This is a genomic window from Psychrobacillus faecigallinarum, from assembly GCF_014836595.1.
GTDB lineage: Bacteria > Bacillota > Bacilli > Bacillales_A > Planococcaceae > Psychrobacillus > Psychrobacillus faecigallinarum.
The window spans coordinates 68111-86347 of record NZ_JACSQO010000013.1 but is presented as its reverse complement, the minus strand read 5'-3'; the positions used below and the strand labels follow the sequence as shown (position 1 = coordinate 86347).

Annotated in this window: 18 protein-coding genes; 5 read left to right on the top strand and 13 right to left on the bottom strand. The window is 36.6% G+C overall.

The window, feature by feature from the left end; all coding sequences use genetic code 11:
* Nucleotides 1-4 precede the first annotated feature (4 nt).
* A complete protein-coding gene (locus H9650_RS18700) occupies nt 5-142 on the bottom strand; it encodes an Lmo0850 family protein (protein WP_186318209.1) in 138 nt (45 codons plus the stop codon).
* Between the two features lie 170 nt (nt 143-312).
* Between H9650_RS18700 and H9650_RS18695 the strand changes: the two genes are divergently transcribed.
* Together H9650_RS18695 and H9650_RS18690 are read left to right on the top strand one after the other, a co-directional pair.
* Nucleotides 313-726, top strand: a complete 414-nt coding sequence (locus tag H9650_RS18695) for a CBS domain-containing protein (protein ID WP_191697903.1) — start codon at nt 313-315, stop codon at nt 724-726.
* Nucleotides 727-860: 134 nt separating this feature from the next.
* Nucleotides 861-2024 (top strand): MFS transporter, encoded by a 1164-nt coding sequence (locus tag H9650_RS18690; RefSeq protein ID WP_144539579.1) that lies wholly within the window; start codon nt 861-863, stop codon nt 2022-2024.
* Nucleotides 2025-2286: 262 nt separating this feature from the next.
* Here the strand turns inward: H9650_RS18690 and H9650_RS18685 are convergent, their stop codons facing one another.
* A complete protein-coding gene (locus tag H9650_RS18685; RefSeq protein ID WP_191697902.1) occupies nt 2287-3588 on the bottom strand; it encodes an MFS transporter in 1302 nt (433 codons plus the stop codon).
* A gap of 155 nt (nt 3589-3743) precedes the next feature.
* Between H9650_RS18685 and H9650_RS18680 the strand changes: the two genes are divergently transcribed.
* Nucleotides 3744-4964, top strand: a complete 1221-nt coding sequence (locus H9650_RS18680) for a helix-turn-helix domain-containing protein (protein ID WP_151112484.1) — start codon at nt 3744-3746, stop codon at nt 4962-4964.
* A 294-nt stretch (nt 4965-5258) separates the two neighbouring features.
* On the opposite strand, the gene H9650_RS18675 is transcribed toward H9650_RS18680, so the two are convergent.
* From H9650_RS18675 to H9650_RS18660, 4 genes are read right to left on the bottom strand one after another with little or no spacing between them, the layout of a single operon-like run.
* Nucleotides 5259-6842, bottom strand: a complete 1584-nt coding sequence (locus H9650_RS18675; RefSeq protein ID WP_151112482.1) for an aminotransferase class V-fold PLP-dependent enzyme — start codon at nt 6840-6842, stop codon at nt 5259-5261.
* Between the two features lie 14 nt (nt 6843-6856).
* Nucleotides 6857-7966: an ABC transporter permease gene (locus H9650_RS18670; RefSeq protein WP_151112480.1), complete on the bottom strand. Its 1110-nt coding sequence runs from the start codon at nt 7964-7966 to the stop codon at nt 6857-6859.
* Nucleotides 7963-9237 (bottom strand): ABC transporter permease, encoded by a 1275-nt coding sequence (locus H9650_RS18665; protein WP_151112477.1) that lies wholly within the window; start codon nt 9235-9237, stop codon nt 7963-7965. Before H9650_RS18665 ends, H9650_RS18670 begins: the two co-directional genes overlap by 4 nt.
* A 13-nt stretch (nt 9238-9250) precedes the next feature.
* Entirely contained in the window at nt 9251-10180 is a 930-nt protein-coding gene (locus H9650_RS18660) for an ABC transporter ATP-binding protein (protein WP_151112476.1), read from the bottom strand.
* 187 nt (nt 10181-10367) lie between these two features.
* On the opposite strand from H9650_RS18660, the gene cls reads away from it, so the two are divergent.
* Nucleotides 10368-11822: a cardiolipin synthase gene (gene cls / locus H9650_RS18655; protein ID WP_151112474.1), complete on the top strand. Its 1455-nt coding sequence runs from the start codon at nt 10368-10370 to the stop codon at nt 11820-11822.
* A 63-nt stretch (nt 11823-11885) separates the two neighbouring features.
* Here cls and H9650_RS18650 read toward each other — a convergent pair whose 3' ends face one another.
* Nucleotides 11886-12722 (bottom strand): M15 family metallopeptidase, encoded by an 837-nt coding sequence (locus H9650_RS18650; protein ID WP_191697901.1) that lies wholly within the window; start codon nt 12720-12722, stop codon nt 11886-11888.
* A gap of 127 nt (nt 12723-12849) precedes the next feature.
* Between H9650_RS18650 and H9650_RS18645 the strand changes: the two genes are divergently transcribed.
* Nucleotides 12850-14001 carry an MFS transporter gene (locus tag H9650_RS18645; protein ID WP_191697900.1) on the top strand — a complete coding sequence of 384 codons (1152 nt, stop codon included), beginning with the start codon at nt 12850-12852 and terminating at the stop codon, nt 13999-14001.
* Between the two features lie 48 nt (nt 14002-14049).
* On the opposite strand, the gene H9650_RS18640 is transcribed toward H9650_RS18645, so the two are convergent.
* The 6 genes from H9650_RS18640 to H9650_RS18615 form a co-directional block, all read right to left on the bottom strand.
* A complete protein-coding gene (locus tag H9650_RS18640; RefSeq protein ID WP_144539561.1) occupies nt 14050-14295 on the bottom strand; it encodes a hypothetical protein in 246 nt (81 codons plus the stop codon).
* Between the two features lie 127 nt (nt 14296-14422).
* Nucleotides 14423-15190, bottom strand: coding sequence for a membrane protein insertase YidC (gene yidC / locus H9650_RS18635; RefSeq protein ID WP_144539559.1), 768 nt, complete (start codon nt 15188-15190; stop codon nt 14423-14425).
* 78 nt (nt 15191-15268) lie between these two features.
* Nucleotides 15269-16060, bottom strand: coding sequence for an AraC family transcriptional regulator (locus H9650_RS18630; RefSeq protein WP_191697899.1), 792 nt, complete (start codon nt 16058-16060; stop codon nt 15269-15271).
* 112 nt (nt 16061-16172) lie between these two features.
* A complete protein-coding gene (locus H9650_RS18625; protein ID WP_144539555.1) occupies nt 16173-17063 on the bottom strand; it encodes a diacylglycerol/lipid kinase family protein in 891 nt (296 codons plus the stop codon).
* Between the two features lie 259 nt (nt 17064-17322).
* Nucleotides 17323-17640: a hypothetical protein gene (locus H9650_RS18620; RefSeq protein ID WP_191697898.1), complete on the bottom strand. Its 318-nt coding sequence runs from the start codon at nt 17638-17640 to the stop codon at nt 17323-17325.
* Nucleotides 17641-17707: 67 nt separating this feature from the next.
* Nucleotides 17708-18154, bottom strand: a complete 447-nt coding sequence (locus H9650_RS18615) for a GNAT family N-acetyltransferase (RefSeq protein WP_154312203.1) — start codon at nt 18152-18154, stop codon at nt 17708-17710.
* Nucleotides 18155-18237: the final 83 nt, after the last annotated feature.

Sequence of the window (18237 nt, the reverse complement as noted above, 5' to 3'; positions counted from 1 at the left end):
TTTTTTAGGAGTGCACATGTGGACTTTGTGCTGGTGGTGATAAAGCCTTAAGCATTTCAAGTCTAGATTTTGTCATTGTAACAGTCACACCAAGTTTCGATAGATTACTTACAATTTTCTTTAAATCAACTTCCTTAGCCAATCCACCTCAGCCCCTTCCAATTATTATTACGAATTTATATTTAAAAAGTTTCTTTTATTTTTATTTATTCTTACCTTATCATACCACTTTTTACATAGTCTAAACCTTTCATTTTTATTACATATTTTACGCAATTGTAAACCATCATAACCTTTAAAGGAGTGATATCGATGATTGTACAAGATGTAATGAGCAAGCAAGTGATTACGTGTAGTCCCCAAGATTACGTGAACGAAGTTGCCGAGCAAATGCGTTCATTGGATATCGGTTGTTTACCTGTAGTAAGCAAAAACAAACTCGTTGGGATGATAACTGACCGCGATATTGTAACCCGAGCTGTTGCTAAAGACGTTAAATGTAAAGTGGAAGAAGTCATGACTAAATCAGTCATTTCTGTTTCACCACAGGATACTACAGTAGATGCTTCTAATGTGATGGGTGAAAATCAGGTTCGTCGACTCCCCGTTGTGGAGGATGGGACTTTAGTAGGCTTTGTATCCCTTGCAGATTTAGCCTTTCCTTTTCCTCATATTCAAGAAGTTTCCGAAGCTATACAAAGTATATCCGAACCAAGAAGTTATTAAACAGGTGGAGCTATCCTTGTAAAAATAGGGTAGCTTTTTTGATAATACCTCATTTTCTCTGCACCATTTCGAGATGAAAAATCCTGAAGAAAGATGTAATATAAAGGATATGGTTTGAGAAAGCAGGTTTTACAATGAAAAAATCTCTCTTTATATTAATGTCAGTCCAATTTTTGGTCTATCTTGGTTTCGGGCTTATTATCCCCGTATTACCTGAGGTTATACTCCAAGAAAACTACAACGAGGTGCATGTAGGAGGATTACTGACAGTCTACGCTTTGGCGTCCTTTTTCACAGCTCCTTTATGGGGAATGCTATCTGACCGAATTGGACGTAAAATGCTCATTTTAATAGGTTTAGTTGGTTTTAGTTTAAGCTTTTGGTTATTTTCCTTATTTTTTGATTCATTGTTCATGCTCTACCTCTCTCGTGTAGTAGGTGGATTATTTTCAGGGGCGCTTTATACAGCAGTAACTGGTTTTATAGCAGATTTATCGGATGAAGAAAATCGTAATAAGTATATGGGATTCATGGGAATGTCTATTGGATTAGGGTTTATCTTTGGACCAGCAATTGGAGGAGTTTTAGGACATATAAGCTTAGAAACTCCGTTTATCGTCTCCGCTATTCTATTGTTAGTTATTTTTGTTTATGCTTTGATAATTTTAAAAGAACCTACACGTACTGGTGAAGCTAACAAACGCGCGTTACTTCCTAAGGGAGCTTTAAGTTTGTGGTCCTATCGCATTAAATACTTATTCCTATTCTCCTTCATGGTTACTTTTCTGCTAGCAGGCTTAGAGGCAACCTTTCAGTTATTTCAAATTGAAAGAGTCTCTATAACACCTTTACAAATTGGCTATCTATTCATGTTCAGTGGATTTGTCGATGCAGCAATTCAAGGAGGAGTCGTTCGACGGATCAAGAATGGAACGGAAACAACCTGGTTGATATATGCACAAATCGTTACGGCTATCGGATTAATCATGACAGTGTTTACAACTAATATTTTTTGGGCAGGGTTTTCCCTTTGCGTATTCACCGCAGGTAACGCCCTTGCAAGAACTACTATTGTATCACTCACCTCTAAGGAATCTGGTGGTCGATATGGAACAGCAGCTGGCATGACTTACTCAATGGATAACTTGGGACGCATAATCGGCCCGCTTTTATTCGCATGGTTATTCACTAAACAGCCGGATAATATTTATGTTTTATCTGGTATTCTTGCGATTCTAGCAATTGGTTTAATTTTTGGTTATCGCAAATCAACTAAAACATTAAAAAGAACAGCATAAGAAAATGCCAAGGAGTTATTTCCCTTGGCATTTTCATTTTAAAAGAAGCTGATTCTATTTATGTGAGAAAACACTACTAATGAAGAGCAAATAATGATTTCCGGCGAGCGATAAGCCATCATCTAAACTTGTGCCCAATTAATAATGGCTTATCTGCCTCAATCATCTCACGGGAATCGCCGCCTGCCGTTCCAATCAACAGAATAACAAATATTCGTGTTTCCCAGCTTCGCACTTTTCCCAAATCTCGGCTGGCAATTTCTTATTCTGGCTGAGGTTCTGGAGAAGCGTCTTCTCTACCTTTCGAAAGCTCAGGATGTGCCAATTTAATGACGGATGGTCTTGCAAGCACTAATACAATCACTATTAGGAGGATGCTTGACACGATTAAGATAAGCTCTGCCGCCAGCACATCATACAGGAACCCAAAGATAACCATCCCAAGCGGCATTAACGCCATGGATCCTGTTTCTAAAATAGAAAATACTCTACCTTTGTAATCATCATCAATCGTTTTTTGCATCATGACCATTATTGGCGTATTGGTGACAATCATAGAAACCCCGAAAGCAAATAGAACTATGATGTAAAATAGAGTGGTCACAAAATATGACATATTAACCAATAGTGGCGTAGCAATGGCCCCTAATAAAATTCCAGTTGCAACTATACTCCACTTCGATACAAGAAATGGATATTTTAACTCCTTTGTGCTGGAGAAGTAAATAGACATTAGCAGCATTCCAATGGCAAAGGCCATTTCTGTATAACCAAAATGGACAGGGTCAAGCTTTAATTTTTCGATTAGAATAAACGAATATCCCACTTGAAATGCTCCAAACAAAAAGTTAACGATCAATGAGATGAAAATCATAATTTTTAATATAGGCTGCTTCATAAGATAAGAAAATCCTTCTTTGATGCTTTGTAACATGGATTCCTTTGGTGCCCCTTCTACTACTTCTTTTCTTGTAGCAAATAATTTAAAGTTCATCGTGGATTCTAAAATCACAGCTATAATAGACGCAGCTAAATAAATTTGTAGAAAAACCGGCATAGACACTGTACCGTATAATATACCTCCTACCGCTGGACTTCCGATTGCTGCAAAGGAAATCGACATTTGGTTTAGAGACATTGCTTTTTGAATTCTTGATTCATCTACTAACCCTGTCATAGAAGAACTAAATGTTACTCCAGAAAACGTGGATGTTATGGATAAAATAACCGTTGTCGTGTAAATTGCAAACAATGATAACTCAGTTGTTAAACTGACGATTAATAATCCACCTATTGCAAGTGATGCAGCGATTTGAGCACCAATTATAATGGCCTTTCTAGAATATTTATCGGCTGCATAGCCTGCAAATGGAGCCAACAGAGTTCTTGGTAAAATACTACAGATTAGATTGGCTGCAAAGCTAGTTGCAGATCCGGTTAACTGCAGAATGTAAAAACTGATAGCAAATGCATATACTTGTGCACCAAAAGTCGATAGGAGCTTGCTAATGGTAAATGTCCACAAATGATACGTCGCTTTTTTTAACTTTAATACCTCTTCCATAACTATTTCCCCTTTGTTTAGCCTTTTCAATTTCACCCTAAATAGTTCTGAAAAAACTAAAAGTTTAATTTTATTAAACAAATAATATCATATTCATTCTTCCATTACAACAAAAAGTTTAATATAATTAAACTAACGATAAATGAGGTGAAGCTATGCAGACGCTTGGAGAGCGAATACGTACATTAAGAAAACAACAAAAGATGACTCTAGAGGCTCTTGCAGGTACTGAGTTAACAAAAGGAATGCTCAGTCTAATTGAAAATAATAAGGCAAAGCCTTCCATGGAAAGCCTACAATACATTGCGAATCAATTGAATGTGGAAGTATCTGAGTTATTAGAAGAAGTAAGTGGTCATGAATTACGAGAAGTTTTAGAGAAGGCTGAAATACTTTTCAATACAAACTATGATGTTCTATCCGATGAATATGAGCAATTAATACATTTAGTCGAGCCTTATTTGCCCAAGCTAGGTCAGGGATATGAATCTGCTCGTTTACTAGAAATGTATAGCCGCTGTAAACACCAAGCACACAAAAAAGACTGGGAAGAACCGTTGAACCAGGCTGCAGAAATATATGAAAAGTTAAATATCACTGCTAGGAGAGCTAAAATTGGAATCGTACGAACGGCAGTTAAATTCCAAGAACATAAATATCAGGAAGCCTTAAACATCCTTCAAGAAGAACGTGCTGATTTAGAGAAAAAAGGAATTTGGATGGACCCCGTCTCTCGACTTGACTTTGACTATGTAGAAACAGCGCTTTACTACGCAATAGGCGACCATGAATCCGCATTAAAGCTTATGGATCAAGCAATTGAGTATTCTAAAGAAAATAAAACATTTTACCACTTAGATGACCTTTATAGAATCGCGGCAGCCCATGCCATGATGAGCAGGGATGAGGAAAAAATAGAATACTATTTAAAAAAAATAGAAGCTTATGGAGTTTTTGCAGACGACATAGATGCAGAACGTTTCTCCTTTTTTGTAAAAACCCATTACCTGAATTCTTATAAGAAGCAATATGAAGAAGCAGACAAATTATTTAAAACGTATAATTTAGAAAAAGACAAGTTGTTTACTCACTACTTTCTATTAGAAAGAGGAAAAACCTTTTACGGTTTAAAACAATTTGAAGAAGCAATCGAACAACTGGAGCAGGTAGTAATACAGGATGTTATTAACCATCCTATTGATTTATCAATTTTTTATGAAAAGGATGCTTATCTAGCCTTATGCTATACAGCAATTGGTCAAACAGAGAAAGCAAAAGCATTTGCCCAAAAAGCACTCGATCTTATAAAAGAAATGCCTGACACTCCTTACAAAACTTTCATACAGGAAACTTACAAACAAATCGTAACAGATTAAAAAATTACTCCTATCCTCCTGTTGTGCTATGCGACAAATAAAGAAAAAGGCCGGCTTTCATAGAGAAGAGCCGGCCTTTTCATTGAACGGTCATAATTTTTTTTATGCAATCATAACTCCACTCTATCCGACAATAAATTTTTCTACCCGATCATAACTCCGTGCTATCCGGTCATAAATTTTTCTATCCGGTCATAACCCACGCTATCCGGTCATAAATTTTTCTATCCGGTCATAACTCCACGCTATCCGGTCATAAACACACCCAAAAGAGTCATATCTGAATAAAACATCTCAATTCAGGCTGCTTTGTTGTTCACTATCATGATATAAACGATAATTAGCGAACCATTTTACAAACTTAGTCCAAGCAAGCTCGAAATCAGGCTGGATACAAGAGATTTGTATAAGTCCCTTTTCCTTTAGATAATCACTTCTGTAGTGCAGGTCGAAGCCGGACATTCTAGCATCCTCGGCAAGGTATGGGAATTCCTTTTCCTGGATAGTGAAAATCATTGGATAGTTATGATTTGTAAAAAGTTCTATGTCGAGCCTTTCTATTTCTTCCTCGATAAACATCCAGCGTTTATGTAATAGCTTATATCTTTGTCCATTATCATAGGCCATTAATGCATTTTCTAGGCTAAGGATGAATTGAGATGGCATTGTAAAAGGAATAGCAGAATTTGTTGTTAAACCTATGTCCAAGTAAGTTGGAATTCGCTCACAGGATACTATTTCTGAGTTAGCAAATACAAATGACAAGCCACTCATAGAACCTATCGCTTTTCCACTAACTCCAGTTGCCAAATATACCCCTTCCATTGAAAACGGTAGAGAACCAAATGAACTCACACAATCTGCACACAGCAACACGTTATAGCGTTTACAGATTACTTGTAGTTCATCTAAATTATTTAGCATTCCTGTGGAAGTTTCACCATGAGCCATGAGTAACCAACTATAATTGCCGGAAGATAGTTTTCTTTCAATTGTTTCTAGATGATAGGTCTGTCCCCATTCATAGCTCAACACATTATATTCTAGTCCCCATCGCATCGCCTGCTTTTCAAGACGCTCTCCAAAAGCCCCGTTCGTCAAAATCAAGCCTTTTTCATCTAATACCTTCAATTGAGCTATCATCGCTTCATTCGCTAATGTACCACTGCCCACTAGTAAATGAGCATGTTTAGTGCCACTCATTTGACAAAGTCTGCTTTTCACACGTTCGAGCATAACTTCATATTCATGAGAACGGTGAGTAATTGGATCTTCTTGAAAAGCCATTTGGATTGGTGCAGTTAGATGAACTGGGCCAGGATAAAAGGAATGCCTTTTCTGCTTAAAGCGCGCAGCTACCGAATTATCAAAACGCTCTCTTGTCAAAACCATTGGTACATAGAGAGCACCCTCCGCTCCTACTGGGTCAGCAAACGGTTCGAAGCCTAATTGGTTGTAAAGCTTTTGCTCCCTTACCGTACCAGATATAACAGCCGCACCATACCCATTCTCATATGCATAGTCAGATAACGCCCTAGCTAAATAATAAAACACACGCCCATTGCGATGTTTTTTATCTACTGCCAGTAAACGAACCTCGCAAAGCATTCCTTGAAGCGCATCTTCCGGCAGAATATTCTCCACCGGTCCTAGCTTCTTGTCTAAAGAAAATGGTCGCTCCGCTCTAAAGGCGACCATTCCAGCAAGCTCTTGATCTTTTAACACAATCACGTACACATTTTCATGATGAAATGGATCAACTCTCATCCCACTTGGATTTGGTTCATGCTGTGGAATCTCTTCTACAAATGTTTCATAATTTAATCTAGCTATAGCTTCAAATTCTTTTTCTGATCTTGCTATTTTACACCAGTACATACCCATCCTCCTTTTTACTCAATTGAATGGCCACGTTCTGATTTCTTTTCTAAAAGATATATTGCTCCCGATATTAACGTAGCCGCAAGTAGTAGCATCATCCATAAGTACGTCGAAACAGCACCTAAGGTTTCCCCATATATGGTAATTCTTTTTAATGCTTCCATTGCATAGTAGATTGGAGAGAGCCATTTCATGGCCAAAAGACCTTCCGATTGTACTATTTCAAGGGGCCAATAAGCACCTCCTATCATGGCAAAGGCAACTGCCAGTAACGAGATAATTACTCCGCTTTGGCTAACTGTTTTGACGAGAGAAATGATTAGCAATGATACAGCTAAAACTAATAATACATAAATACTCGTTATAAGAATTACTTCCAAAAGTGCTCCGTACATATTGGTTCCTACCACAAATCGAAAAACCAAAATAACTAAAAGCATTTGCAGAAGCCCAATTATAAAGCTAAAGGATAAATGCCCAAAATACAATTGGAATCTACTAATAGATGCTAGCTTTAAGCGATTCCATACGCCAGTTCGCTTATCCTCCAATATAAATTGAACATTAGTAGAAATCGTGTAAAACACAAAAAAGAGCATATATCCGAATAGACTTTGAAGTGCTCCGTCATATCGAAAAACCTGTGCTTCATCCATCGCACTTGTGTTCATCTGAAAGGCTTCTTGTTTACTTAGATTCTCTTTTACCTCGAGCCATTTAAGTTCTCCACCAATCTCTATTATTTTTTGTTGGAAGGCATTTTCGCTATATGCAGATTCGATAGCAAGCGAGATTTCCCTTACAGAGTCTGTCTCAGTACCCGTCAGAACTGTATAGGCTGTTTGAGTCAGATGGACGCCGATTAAGTCTGGATCTTGTTCCACTTTTTCATAAAGAACATCCTTTATTACCTCTTCTATAGAATACTCCTCAAATGTATTTAGCTCGTCTAAAACTTCCTTACTTGTAGATGTATTATCTAAAGCAATTAAGATCGGTGTTTGGCTCCCTACTCCTCCACTAAGAACGTAGGCAAGCACTAAGGTCATGAGTGTCATCATTATAAGTACTAATGGTTTTCTTTTTAAATTCTGAAGCCTTGCAATCCAAATTCCCTTCACGACTTAGCACCTCTTCTCGGAAATAGAATTATGGAAAGTAATACACATATAAAAATTCCAATATAAAGTACATTCAGATGAAGCCATATTCCGCTAAGCTTTTCCCCAGATTGAATAGAGAGTATTGCTTTCATCGTTGCACCATTTGGTGTATAACTCCCTAAGTTCGCTAGTGTTTCCGATATATCGCTTATTTTGAAAAAGGAACCGCCTAAGAAGGAGAAAATAGTAATGACCAATCCATTAAATACATTAGCAACTCCTTCTGTTCCAGTCTTAAATTGAAGGGTAGTGAGTAGAGCGGAAAGTCCCCCAATAAACAAACTAAAGCTTAGAACAATAACGGCCATCGATGGCCAGCCAATCCAATCAATACCTAATGCCAAACTGCCATACATTAATACTAAAGCTTGCTGTATGAGCGCCACAATTGTTCCAGTGATTAAAATAGATAGTACATATAAGGTGCTAGATACTCCTGCCAAAATAATTCGATCATACACCTTCCACTGTACTTCCTGTAAAGCAAAGCCCGCCAGAAAAGATGGTATATAAAGCGCAAACATCACAAGCATTCCGATTGAATAATATATAGAGGACGGAACTGTTCGCTCGCCCTTTGGCAATACTTGCTCTATTTTTATTACTTGCTCCGTTGCTCCTATAACTTTATTTGGAGGTATTCCAGCTTTCGTAAGGGCTAAGGACTGGCTATATCCTCTTTGCCACTCCTCAATAATTGATTGGACAATGGAGGCTCTGATTTCACTGTTTTGGTTTAAAAACAATTCAAATTTCGGTTCTTCACCCGTGTTGAAATAAGCATATTTTATATACTCTAATCGAAAATTTACAGGAAAAGATAAAATGCCATCGATTTGTTCATTCTTTCGAAGGCTTCCTAGGTCTTCAGCTTTTCCGTTTTCTACCTTTAGATATTTTTCTATTTCTGTGGAAGAAAGAATCGAGTTTTGTAAAACAAAAATAGGATCATTTTCTTCCAATGTTTGAAGAAGAGAATCTTGCGCCGGTCCTGCTAACCCCTCATTCTCTAAAAATAATTTTATTTCCTCACTTTCCTGCTCCCAGCTGGATGAATCAACTATTACTAAATCTGCTTGAATAGCCCCCTCTGCTGTACGGTTCATAACGCCTGCCAGAGCAGAGGATAAAATAGTGATGAGAACAATCGGCATTACCAATAAAATAATAAGTGGTTGCTTATTTCGAACAAGCATTTTTAGCTGCTTACTAATTAGGCTCAATAACATTCCTATCTTCCTCCTAATCTCTCAATGCTCTGCCTGTTAAATGTAAAAAGACATCCTCGAGAGAAGGCACCTTAACTATAGCTGAAGTAATGGTCACCCCATTCTCAGCAGCAATTGCAAAAATACGCGGTAGTGGTTCTTCCTCTTTGGCTAAGGCAAGTAAGAGAGATTCCTCCTCGCGGTATACGGTAGCTGCAGGAAAATGCTTCTGAAGTGACTCTTCAAATAAAACTGGCAATGTATGACCCTTTAGTTCAATTGTTTGGTTTCCGGAGACAAGAGATTTTAGTTCTTCCTTTGTTCCAAATGCAATAATTTCTCCTTCATCCATGATGTAAATTCGATCACAAAGTAACTCAACCTCTTCGATATAGTGACTTGTGTAAAGCAAAGTCATACCTTCCTCTACTAGTCGTTTGACTGTATTTAAGATATAGGCTCTAGATTGAGGATCAATTCCAACGGTAGGTTCATCCATGATTAACAACGATGGGAGGTGTAGCAGAGCAGCCCCGATATTGAGTCTACGTTTCATCCCTCCTGAAAAAGTCTTGACTTGATCCTTCTCCCTCTCCTTCAACCCTATTTTAACTAGAACATCTTCTACTCTGTGCTCTAGAATTTGACCTTTAAGACCATATATCCGTCCAAAAAATTTTAGGTTTTCCCTCGCAGTGAGCTCTGGATATAAAGAAATTTCCTGAGGAACTACTCCTAATGTTTTACGAAGTGCTTCTGGATTATCCTTAATGGAAACATTATTCCACAATACATCTCCACTAGTTGGTTGAACTAAAGAAGACAACATAGATATAGTTGTAGATTTCCCTGCTCCATTTGGACCTAATAACCCTACTGATTCTCCTGCACCGAGCTCCAAATTTATCTTTTTAACAACTTCCTTTGTTTTAAATTTCTTTTGAAGGTTTCTCGCCTGTAGCATAATCCCATCTCCTTAAGTCAAAATCCCTATTTAATTATATCAAATAATTCAAACTTCTTTTCCTGGAAATTCACTAATATTAATCACTTATGCTTATGGGTTTACTAAATATGTTACATTTCTTCTTTCTTTTAACTAAATCGGATATACTAGAGAAGAAAGACATGTATGATTTGGGGGTGCAATTTTGGCTGCAAGTATTTATGGGTTTATCGTTTCTGGAATACTAATTTTGAATATATCGCTAGCGATTGCCTTAATATTTTTAGAGAGACGAGATGCTTCCTCCACCTGGGCTTGGATATTAGTTCTCTTCTTTATCCCCATTCTAGGATTTGGAATATATTTATTGTTCGGGAGAAAGCTGCGACGTAAAACACTTTTCCGTTGGGAAGGAAAAAATAAAATCGGCATTGACAAACTAATTGATTTTCAAATGGAAGCCATTGAGGATGAATCATTTGATTTTCGTTTAGATGACGCCAGCCATTACAAGGAATTAATCGTTATGCATCTGCATAACAATCATGCTGTTCTGACACAAGACAACAAATTGGAGATTTACTCGGATGGGCGAGAAAAATTTGATGCACTTTTAGAGGACATGAACAATGCGAAAGACCATATTCATATCCAATATTATATTTTCCGTTTGGATAATTTAGGACGAGAAATATATAATGTCTTATTGGCTAAAGCCAAGCAAGGCGTAAAAGTACGTATACTATATGATGACACAGGATCTCGATCATTAAGAAAGAGGCATTTTAAAGAATTAGTTGAGCTAGGTGGTCGCGTCGAGTCCTTTTTCCCTTCTATTCTTCCTCTGATTAATCCACGAATGAACTATCGTAATCACCGTAAAATAGTTGTAATTGATGGGCGTATTGGGTATATCGGTGGCTTCAATGTGGGAGATGAATATTTAGGAAAGAAAAAGAAATTTGGTTACTGGAGGGACACTCATCTTCGGATAGAAGGAAGCTCAGTACATCCATTGCAAACTCGCTTTATATTGGACTGGAACCAAGCCTCTGCAGATCATGATATTGAATACTCAGATCATTTTTTCCCTGCTATTCCTATGAAGGGCTCTGTTGGACTACAAATCGTATCCAGTGGACCAGACTCGGAATGGGAACAAATTAAAAATGGATATCTTAAACTAATAATGATGGCTAAAAAGTATATATATATCCAAACTCCTTATTTCATTCCGGATGCAAGCTTTATGGACACTCTTCGTATCGCCTGTCTATCAGGAATTGACGTACGGATTATGATTCCTAATAAGCCTGACCATATGTTTGTATATTGGGCAACTTATTCATATGTAGGAGAGCTTATCAGAGCAGGTGCTAAGATATACATTTATGAAAATGGCTTCTTGCATACAAAAATGATTGTCATTGATGACGAAGCCTCTACTGTAGGTACCGCCAATATTGATGTTAGAAGTTTTAAGTTAAATTTCGAGGTGAATGCATTTATCTATGATCGAGAAACTTCCCATCAGTTAGCAGAGCTATTCGAAGAAGACATGAAGCTCTCTACCGAATTGACTTGGGAACTTTACGAACAACGCACATCTCTAATTAAGTTTAAGGAATCACTTTCTCGATTGATTTCTCCTATTTTATAGGATGAACAATTAGCTACCAACATAAAATACGAGATCCCAATGAATAACTGGAATCTCGTATTTTTATATACCTAAATATTCTTCTAAAGTAGTGTTAGCTTCGTATATTTTTGTTGCATGATCTACGCCAACATATCGGAAATGCCATGGCTCAAACATATAGCCAGTAATTTTCTCTTTTCCATTAGGATAACGCATGATAAAACCATATTTGTGAGCATTAGCTGCCAACCATTGGCCGGCTGGTGTCTCTCCAAAACTTTCTCTGGCAAAATGTTGCTCAAAATGTAGTTCACCTATATCAAACGCAAGACCGGTTTGGTGCTCAGAATATCCAGGACGGGCACTATATCGGTCCGCTGCATCTACTCCGTCATTGCTCACATATCTATCATAAAGCTGCTGTTGATAGTCAAATGATCGATATGTACTAAATGCTACTAATTCGTAATCAGATAGCTTTGCTTCTGCTGCCAATGCCTCAAAGGCTTCTCTAGCTTCTGCACTTTCTCCTGGTGCAAAAGTAGAAGGTAAAGGGTACCTCTTACTTGCTATTAATATTCCGTCCACATAAGTAGGCTCCGCCGGTAGAATTTCATTGCCCACGTAGCCTTTTGCACCCGAACGATCCACTTCTTCTGCAGGTTCCTCAACTACGGGCTCTTCCATTGGTGGTTCTTCCACTTCATCTATTGACTCTGTTGGTTCCTCTACTATTTCTACCTCTTTATCTTCCTTAGTTGGAATTCCTAATGATTCTAAGCTCTTATTTATATTCCAATCATTTATACCAATCCATGCAACGACACTAACAACTATTAAACCCGCGACTATACCCGAAACAATTTTCGGCCATTTTTTCTTTTTCTTTTGCTTCATAAAGCTAAATCTAGATTGCATCCCTTGCTCTTCCTTCTTTCCAATTTACGATACTATTAGTTTAACATTTTTTAATGAACTAATCCCTAATCAATTCAAAATGCATTATAATATATTAGATAAATATACGAAAGCAATGAGGTCGGCTATGAAATCCCAAAAATGGTTATCTATCAACTTCTTTACTTTTTTCTTTACGTGGGGCGTGTTTATGCCGTATTGGACAGGCTATCTAACAAATGCAAAAGGTTTAAGTGTTACCTCTGCAAGTATTGTAATGGGAGCAGGGATGCTAGCAAGAGCCTTCTCCACCTTTGTTTTATTTCCCAAAGCAACGGGTCTTTTTAGCATGCAGAGAGTTCTACGATTGCTTGCACTGTTCTCTTTTGCAGCTATAGTTTTATACATACCTTTTAATTCTTTTTATTCTCTCTTAGCCATTACTGTTACTTTTAGCTTAATATATCCAAATCTTTTACCTGCCATGGAGAGCAGTGCCTCCATACTTATGCAGAAGGACAAAATCCACTACGGGAAGAGTCGTTCCTTTGGATCTGTGGGATTCATGGTCGCCTTATTATTTATAGGTGGAGTAACCGCTATTTGGGACGAGCAAGCGATACTATGGACGATGTTAGGAGCACTTGCCGTCATTATGATAACTTATTCCAAGCCAATGCCTGCTTCTTTGAGCGAATTACCTCACCAGGTAACTAAAGACAACACAGGCAATTGGAAAAACCTATTTACCTCTAAGCAATTTATCGTTATTTTAATCTTAACTATTCTTATTCAAGGCTCACATGCCTCTTATAATAATTATGGATTTATCTATCTGCAGGATATTGGAGTAAACAGCCTTTATATTGGGATTGTTTTAAACGTTGCAGTAATCTTTGAAATTGTATTCTTTCTATTTGCAGACAAGCTATTTTCCAATAAAAAAGTATCCTGGATGCTATTGTTAGCCGGAATTGGCGCAACGATCAGATGGATTAGTATTTACCTATTTCCTTCCGTCTGGATATTCATCCTAACTCAAGTTCTACATTCCGTTTCATTTGGTATTGCCCATTACGCTTTTATCCAATATATTTCTCGAACGCTGGACAAAAGCCTTATACCTGCAGCCCAAGGAATTTATGCCGCATTATCTATGAGTCTAAGCAGTGCATTCCTAACTTTCGTTGGCGGTTACTTATATGATGTTGAGCCAAGACTTGCATTTTTAGGAATGGCCTTCTGTACAATTCCAGCTATCGTAATACTTCTCCTATCTAGAAAAAAATATGCCTACTAACTACGTATAATTCCATAAAAAAACATTACCTACGAAAGGTAATGTTTTTTAATTTATTATTAAAACTAAGACTAGTACAAAAAGGATGGTGAAAACTATTGCCATCGTTCTCATCCACTTTGCTTCACGGATATGCCCTTTTTCCTTAAAAACAATTGCCCGATAGCCATTACTTAAAATAAAAATAACTGTCATGAATAAAACAGCGAGATTAATGTTCCCTTTAATAATAAATACTAAAGATGCGATACTCGCAGCAACAATCAAAATACCAAATATCCAATTTCGTTTCATTTTATCACCTCATAACTTAGTAAAACGCAAACGCCTATGTCTGCCCCGACTAGCAAATGGAGAAAAGCGAGGAGGCAGTTTCTAGCCAAAAAAAAGAAGCTCTTTTTGCAAAAAGCTTCTCCTTGTTTTATACAGACTTTTCTGCTTTTTCAGGATGATTTGAGTAGAATTTACGTCCTAAATATGTTTGGAATATCAACAAAATCCCACCAACAGCCCAATATAACGGTAGCGCTGCCATAGAACTAAATGAGATAAACATAATCATAATAGGTGAAATATAAACCATCATTTTCATTTGCTGCTGTTGTTGCTCTGGAACTGTCCATAGAGACACTTTTGCTTGTGCAAAGTACACCGCTCCTGCAATAAGTGTCATAGCAATATCAGGAGATCCCAGGTTATACCATAAGAATTCATGAGACTTAATATCTGCAGAATACAATATTGCAAAATAGAGTCCCATAACGATTGGCATTTGAATAATCATTGGCAAGCAACCCATATTTAAAGGATTAACGCCATGTTTACGATATAAGCCCATCATTTCTTGTTGTAGAGCCATTTGCTCTTCTTTTGACTTAGTTTCTTTTAGTTTCTTTTGGATTGAATCCATTTCTGGTTTTAGCTTGTCCATTTTTTCTTTCATACCTTGTTGATTCTTATAATTTTTAAGCATTAAAGGCATGAGAGCTAAACGAATAATAATGGTAATAGCAATAATTGCTAACCCATAGCTACCGTTAAAAATGTCCCCAAAAAATTCTATTAAAAATTCAAAAGGTCGAACAAATATATTGTAAAAAGTTCCTTCTTTGTTTTCTACTCCTGAACAACCACTCAGTAAAACTGCTGCAAAAACAAGAATAGAGAGTAAACTAATTTTCTTCTTCATCGTTTCACCTACAATTTTCAAACTATAAAGAGTATACCCTCTATGAAGCTATTTTTCAAATATTACTTAGATGAAAAATCAATAAGTTTTGGGCTCTTTTGGAAAATTATACTTAAAGTTCGGGTGTTCCTGATGATCCCTAAATTGTTTCGGAGTAAGCCCTGTATACTTTTTAAAGATACGAGTAAAATAGCTTTGATTACAAAAGTGAAAAGAATTCGAAATTTCCGAGATAGCTTTGTTTGTATGGCGCAAAAAGTATTGGCATTCTTCTACTTTACGAATATTTAAATATTCTACTAATGTTACCCCAGTATGTTCTCTAAAAATTCTGGATAGATGGCTAGTGCTAATATTAAATTGCTTTGCAATGTCTTCTACAGTTAAGTTTGTTTCTATTTCGTCATTAATATAGAGAATGACCTTGTTTACCGTTTGGTGACCAAAAGAAGGCTTCTTTCTTTCTGTTATAACCATTACAAAGAACTCAACGAGTTCATCGGCACATTGTAAAAATTGTGCATCACTCATTTTGTTATCAATAATTTCCACACTCGCATTATTAAACGCCATAACTTTATCTAATGGAACCTGGCTTTCATACAACTTTCTAGCCATGACAGCTGATAATTGTATGTAGTAGTATTTTACATTTTGAATCATTTGTTTATTATTAGTCGCTATAATTAAATCAATAATCTCTCTCAGCACTGTTTTTGCTCGTTCAATCTCGAAAGAATACATATCTAAGAATAACTTTTTTTCTAATTCAAAAAATTGATCGAGACCTTTAACTCTATTAGTAATACCCATTTCCTTGGCATAGGCTTTTGTGAAGTAATCTAAGAATATTTTTTCTGTATTATCCATAAGAACCTCATCTTTCTAATCAGTTTTATAGTTCTTTAGTAACCTTATGTTTATAGGGATGTAGAATCATTTTATAACATTTAATTGTAAAAAACTAGCCTTTTTAATTTATTTAGATTTTTTTAGGCAAAAGCATATTTAAATGCTTTGGAAGAACCTGGATATTAAGAGGTGTACAGTCTCCCTGATCGCCATCTACATTGCAAAATAACGTTCGATTCGAGTCAATGTGTAATCTTTCTGTTTTAAAAGTTTCTACACCTTCGTCTTCACCTAATGTGCCTAGCATTACTTTAGCACCCATACGCGCAATTGAAGTAAAGCCTGCCTGTTTAATAATAAAAACATGTAGCTTCCCATCATTAATTTTAGCAGAATTAACCAGATCCTCAAATCCACCTACAGAATTGGTTAGAGCAACTAAAACTAATATAGAAGTCCCCTTCCAAGTACCCTGATCATGCTCTATAGTCATTTCCACTTCTTCATTGGAGAGTAAGGCTTTTGCGCCAGCTACTAAGTAGGCCATAGAACCATATCTGGTTTTTTGCTCAACTGGAGTATCTGCAACCTTACTTGCAATATCTCCTATTGCTACCACGTTCACAAAATATTTATCCCCGATACGCCCTACGTCTACTTGTTCTGTATTAGTCATTTTTAACGCTTCAATTGCTATATCTGGCTCAAGAGGAATACCTAAAGCTCTAGCAAAATCATTTACAGTTCCAAGCGGAACAAAAGAAAACAATGGTCGATTTTCTTGTTCTGCGAGACCGTTCACTACCTCGCTAATAGTCCCGTCCCCGCCCATAGCCAAAAGAAAATCCATCTTTCTTTCACAGGCTAATTTAGCGAAATGGGTAGCATCATCTTGCTTCTGAGTTTCCTTTTCCATAACCTCATATCCTAAATTAGTTAAAACCTCTATTGCTCTATCCTTAAATTGACTAGCTTCTTCTCTTCCGGAAGAAGGATTATAAATTAACATGGCCTTTTTCACTTTTGCATCCTCCTTTAGAATATAATCGTCTCTTTTTCGTACCCTAAATATCCTACCTTGAAACTGCGTAATTATTAAAAAAATGCTAAATCAATAATGTAGACGATATAGAAATGAGATTAGTTTTATTTGAGTAAATAATGGAAATGCCTGCTCCCCTTATTACTCTCTAACTTAACAGGTATTTTTTAGAAATTATACAGTAATATCTATATATGTAAAATAAAAAAGGTGCCCGAAGGCACCTTTTTAGAAAAGTTTATTTTTCTCCCACTTTAGCATCATTGTCGGGAGTAGTTTTTATATCATCTTTTACTTGTTCTTCCTCATTATAATATTGAACGCTTGTCATCGCACCCTCATCCACCATTCTGTTATCTTCTTCATGATATGGATTTGGGTTACCTGTATTTTCATTACTAGTATCTTGCTGCTTTTGAGCTTCCATAAAGGAATTTACTTTATTTTTCGTATTATTAAATGCTTCCATTGCTTTATCACGATTTTCCTTTTTCCTAAAGTAAGCATAAGCCCCTGCTGCAAGCCCTGCTAACAAAAGAGATTTATTTTTTGCCATCTCTATTACCTCCAATATTCTTATTGATAAACTATATATACCCTAATACATACAATATAACCCTTTTTTAATTTGTAGACCTCATCATATACACATGTGGTATACCGTCTTCCTCGAACTCATTCGAGATAGTATGAAATCCTACTGAATAATAGAATTTTTGCAAATGACTCTGTGCACAGATTCTAATGCTTGGAACATTCCAAGTCCTCTCTGCTTTCTCAATAGCTTCTAACATAAGAATACGAGCTAAGCCTCTTCCTCTAGCATGCTCCTTCACAATAACTCTTCCAATAGAGCATTCTTCATATTTATGTCCACCAGGGATAATACGGCAATAAGCAATAATTTCATTGTTCTCTTTATAACTTAGATGAAGGGCATGCTGATCATAGTTATCTAGCTCTGGATATGGACAATTTTGTTCGACGACAAAAACTTCTACACGAAGCTTTAGTATTTCATATAAATAATTAATATCTAATTCACTAAATTTCTTCAAATCCCAGGACATGTTTGCCTCCTATGTAAAAATGTTTATTTTCAATATTTTTCTATTTAATTATAGAAGATTGACAGAAATTTTGTTATGATTAC

Excerpts from the sequence above, each read along its gene's own strand:
- H9650_RS18650 (WP_191697901.1), bottom strand. The coding sequence starts at position 12,722 with ATGCAATCTAGATTTAGCTTTATGAAGCAAAAGAAAAAGAAAAAATGG.
- H9650_RS18640 (WP_144539561.1), bottom strand. The coding sequence starts at position 14,295 with ATGAAACGAAATTGGATATTTGGTATTTTGATTGTTGCTGCGAGTATC.
- yidC (WP_144539559.1), bottom strand. The coding sequence starts at position 15,190 with ATGAAGAAGAAAATTAGTTTACTCTCTATTCTTGTTTTTGCAGCAGTT.
- H9650_RS18675 (WP_151112482.1), bottom strand. The coding sequence starts at position 6,842 with ATGTACTGGTGTAAAATAGCAAGATCAGAAAAAGAATTTGAAGCTATA.
- H9650_RS18660 (WP_151112476.1), bottom strand. The coding sequence starts at position 10,180 with ATGCTACAGGCGAGAAACCTTCAAAAGAAATTTAAAACAAAGGAAGTT.
- H9650_RS18615 (WP_154312203.1), bottom strand. The coding sequence starts at position 18,154 with ATGTCCTGGGATTTGAAGAAATTTAGTGAATTAGATATTAATTATTTA.
- H9650_RS18645 (WP_191697900.1), top strand. The coding sequence starts at position 12,850 with ATGAAATCCCAAAAATGGTTATCTATCAACTTCTTTACTTTTTTCTTT.
- H9650_RS18620 (WP_191697898.1), bottom strand. The coding sequence starts at position 17,640 with ATGGCAAAAAATAAATCTCTTTTGTTAGCAGGGCTTGCAGCAGGGGCT.
- H9650_RS18680 (WP_151112484.1), top strand. The coding sequence starts at position 3,744 with ATGCAGACGCTTGGAGAGCGAATACGTACATTAAGAAAACAACAAAAG.
- H9650_RS18665 (WP_151112477.1), bottom strand. The coding sequence starts at position 9,237 with ATGTTATTGAGCCTAATTAGTAAGCAGCTAAAAATGCTTGTTCGAAAT.
- H9650_RS18630 (WP_191697899.1), bottom strand. The coding sequence starts at position 16,060 with ATGGATAATACAGAAAAAATATTCTTAGATTACTTCACAAAAGCCTAT.
- H9650_RS18695 (WP_191697903.1), top strand. The coding sequence starts at position 313 with ATGATTGTACAAGATGTAATGAGCAAGCAAGTGATTACGTGTAGTCCC.
- H9650_RS18685 (WP_191697902.1), bottom strand. The coding sequence starts at position 3,588 with ATGGAAGAGGTATTAAAGTTAAAAAAAGCGACGTATCATTTGTGGACA.
- H9650_RS18690 (WP_144539579.1), top strand. The coding sequence starts at position 861 with ATGAAAAAATCTCTCTTTATATTAATGTCAGTCCAATTTTTGGTCTAT.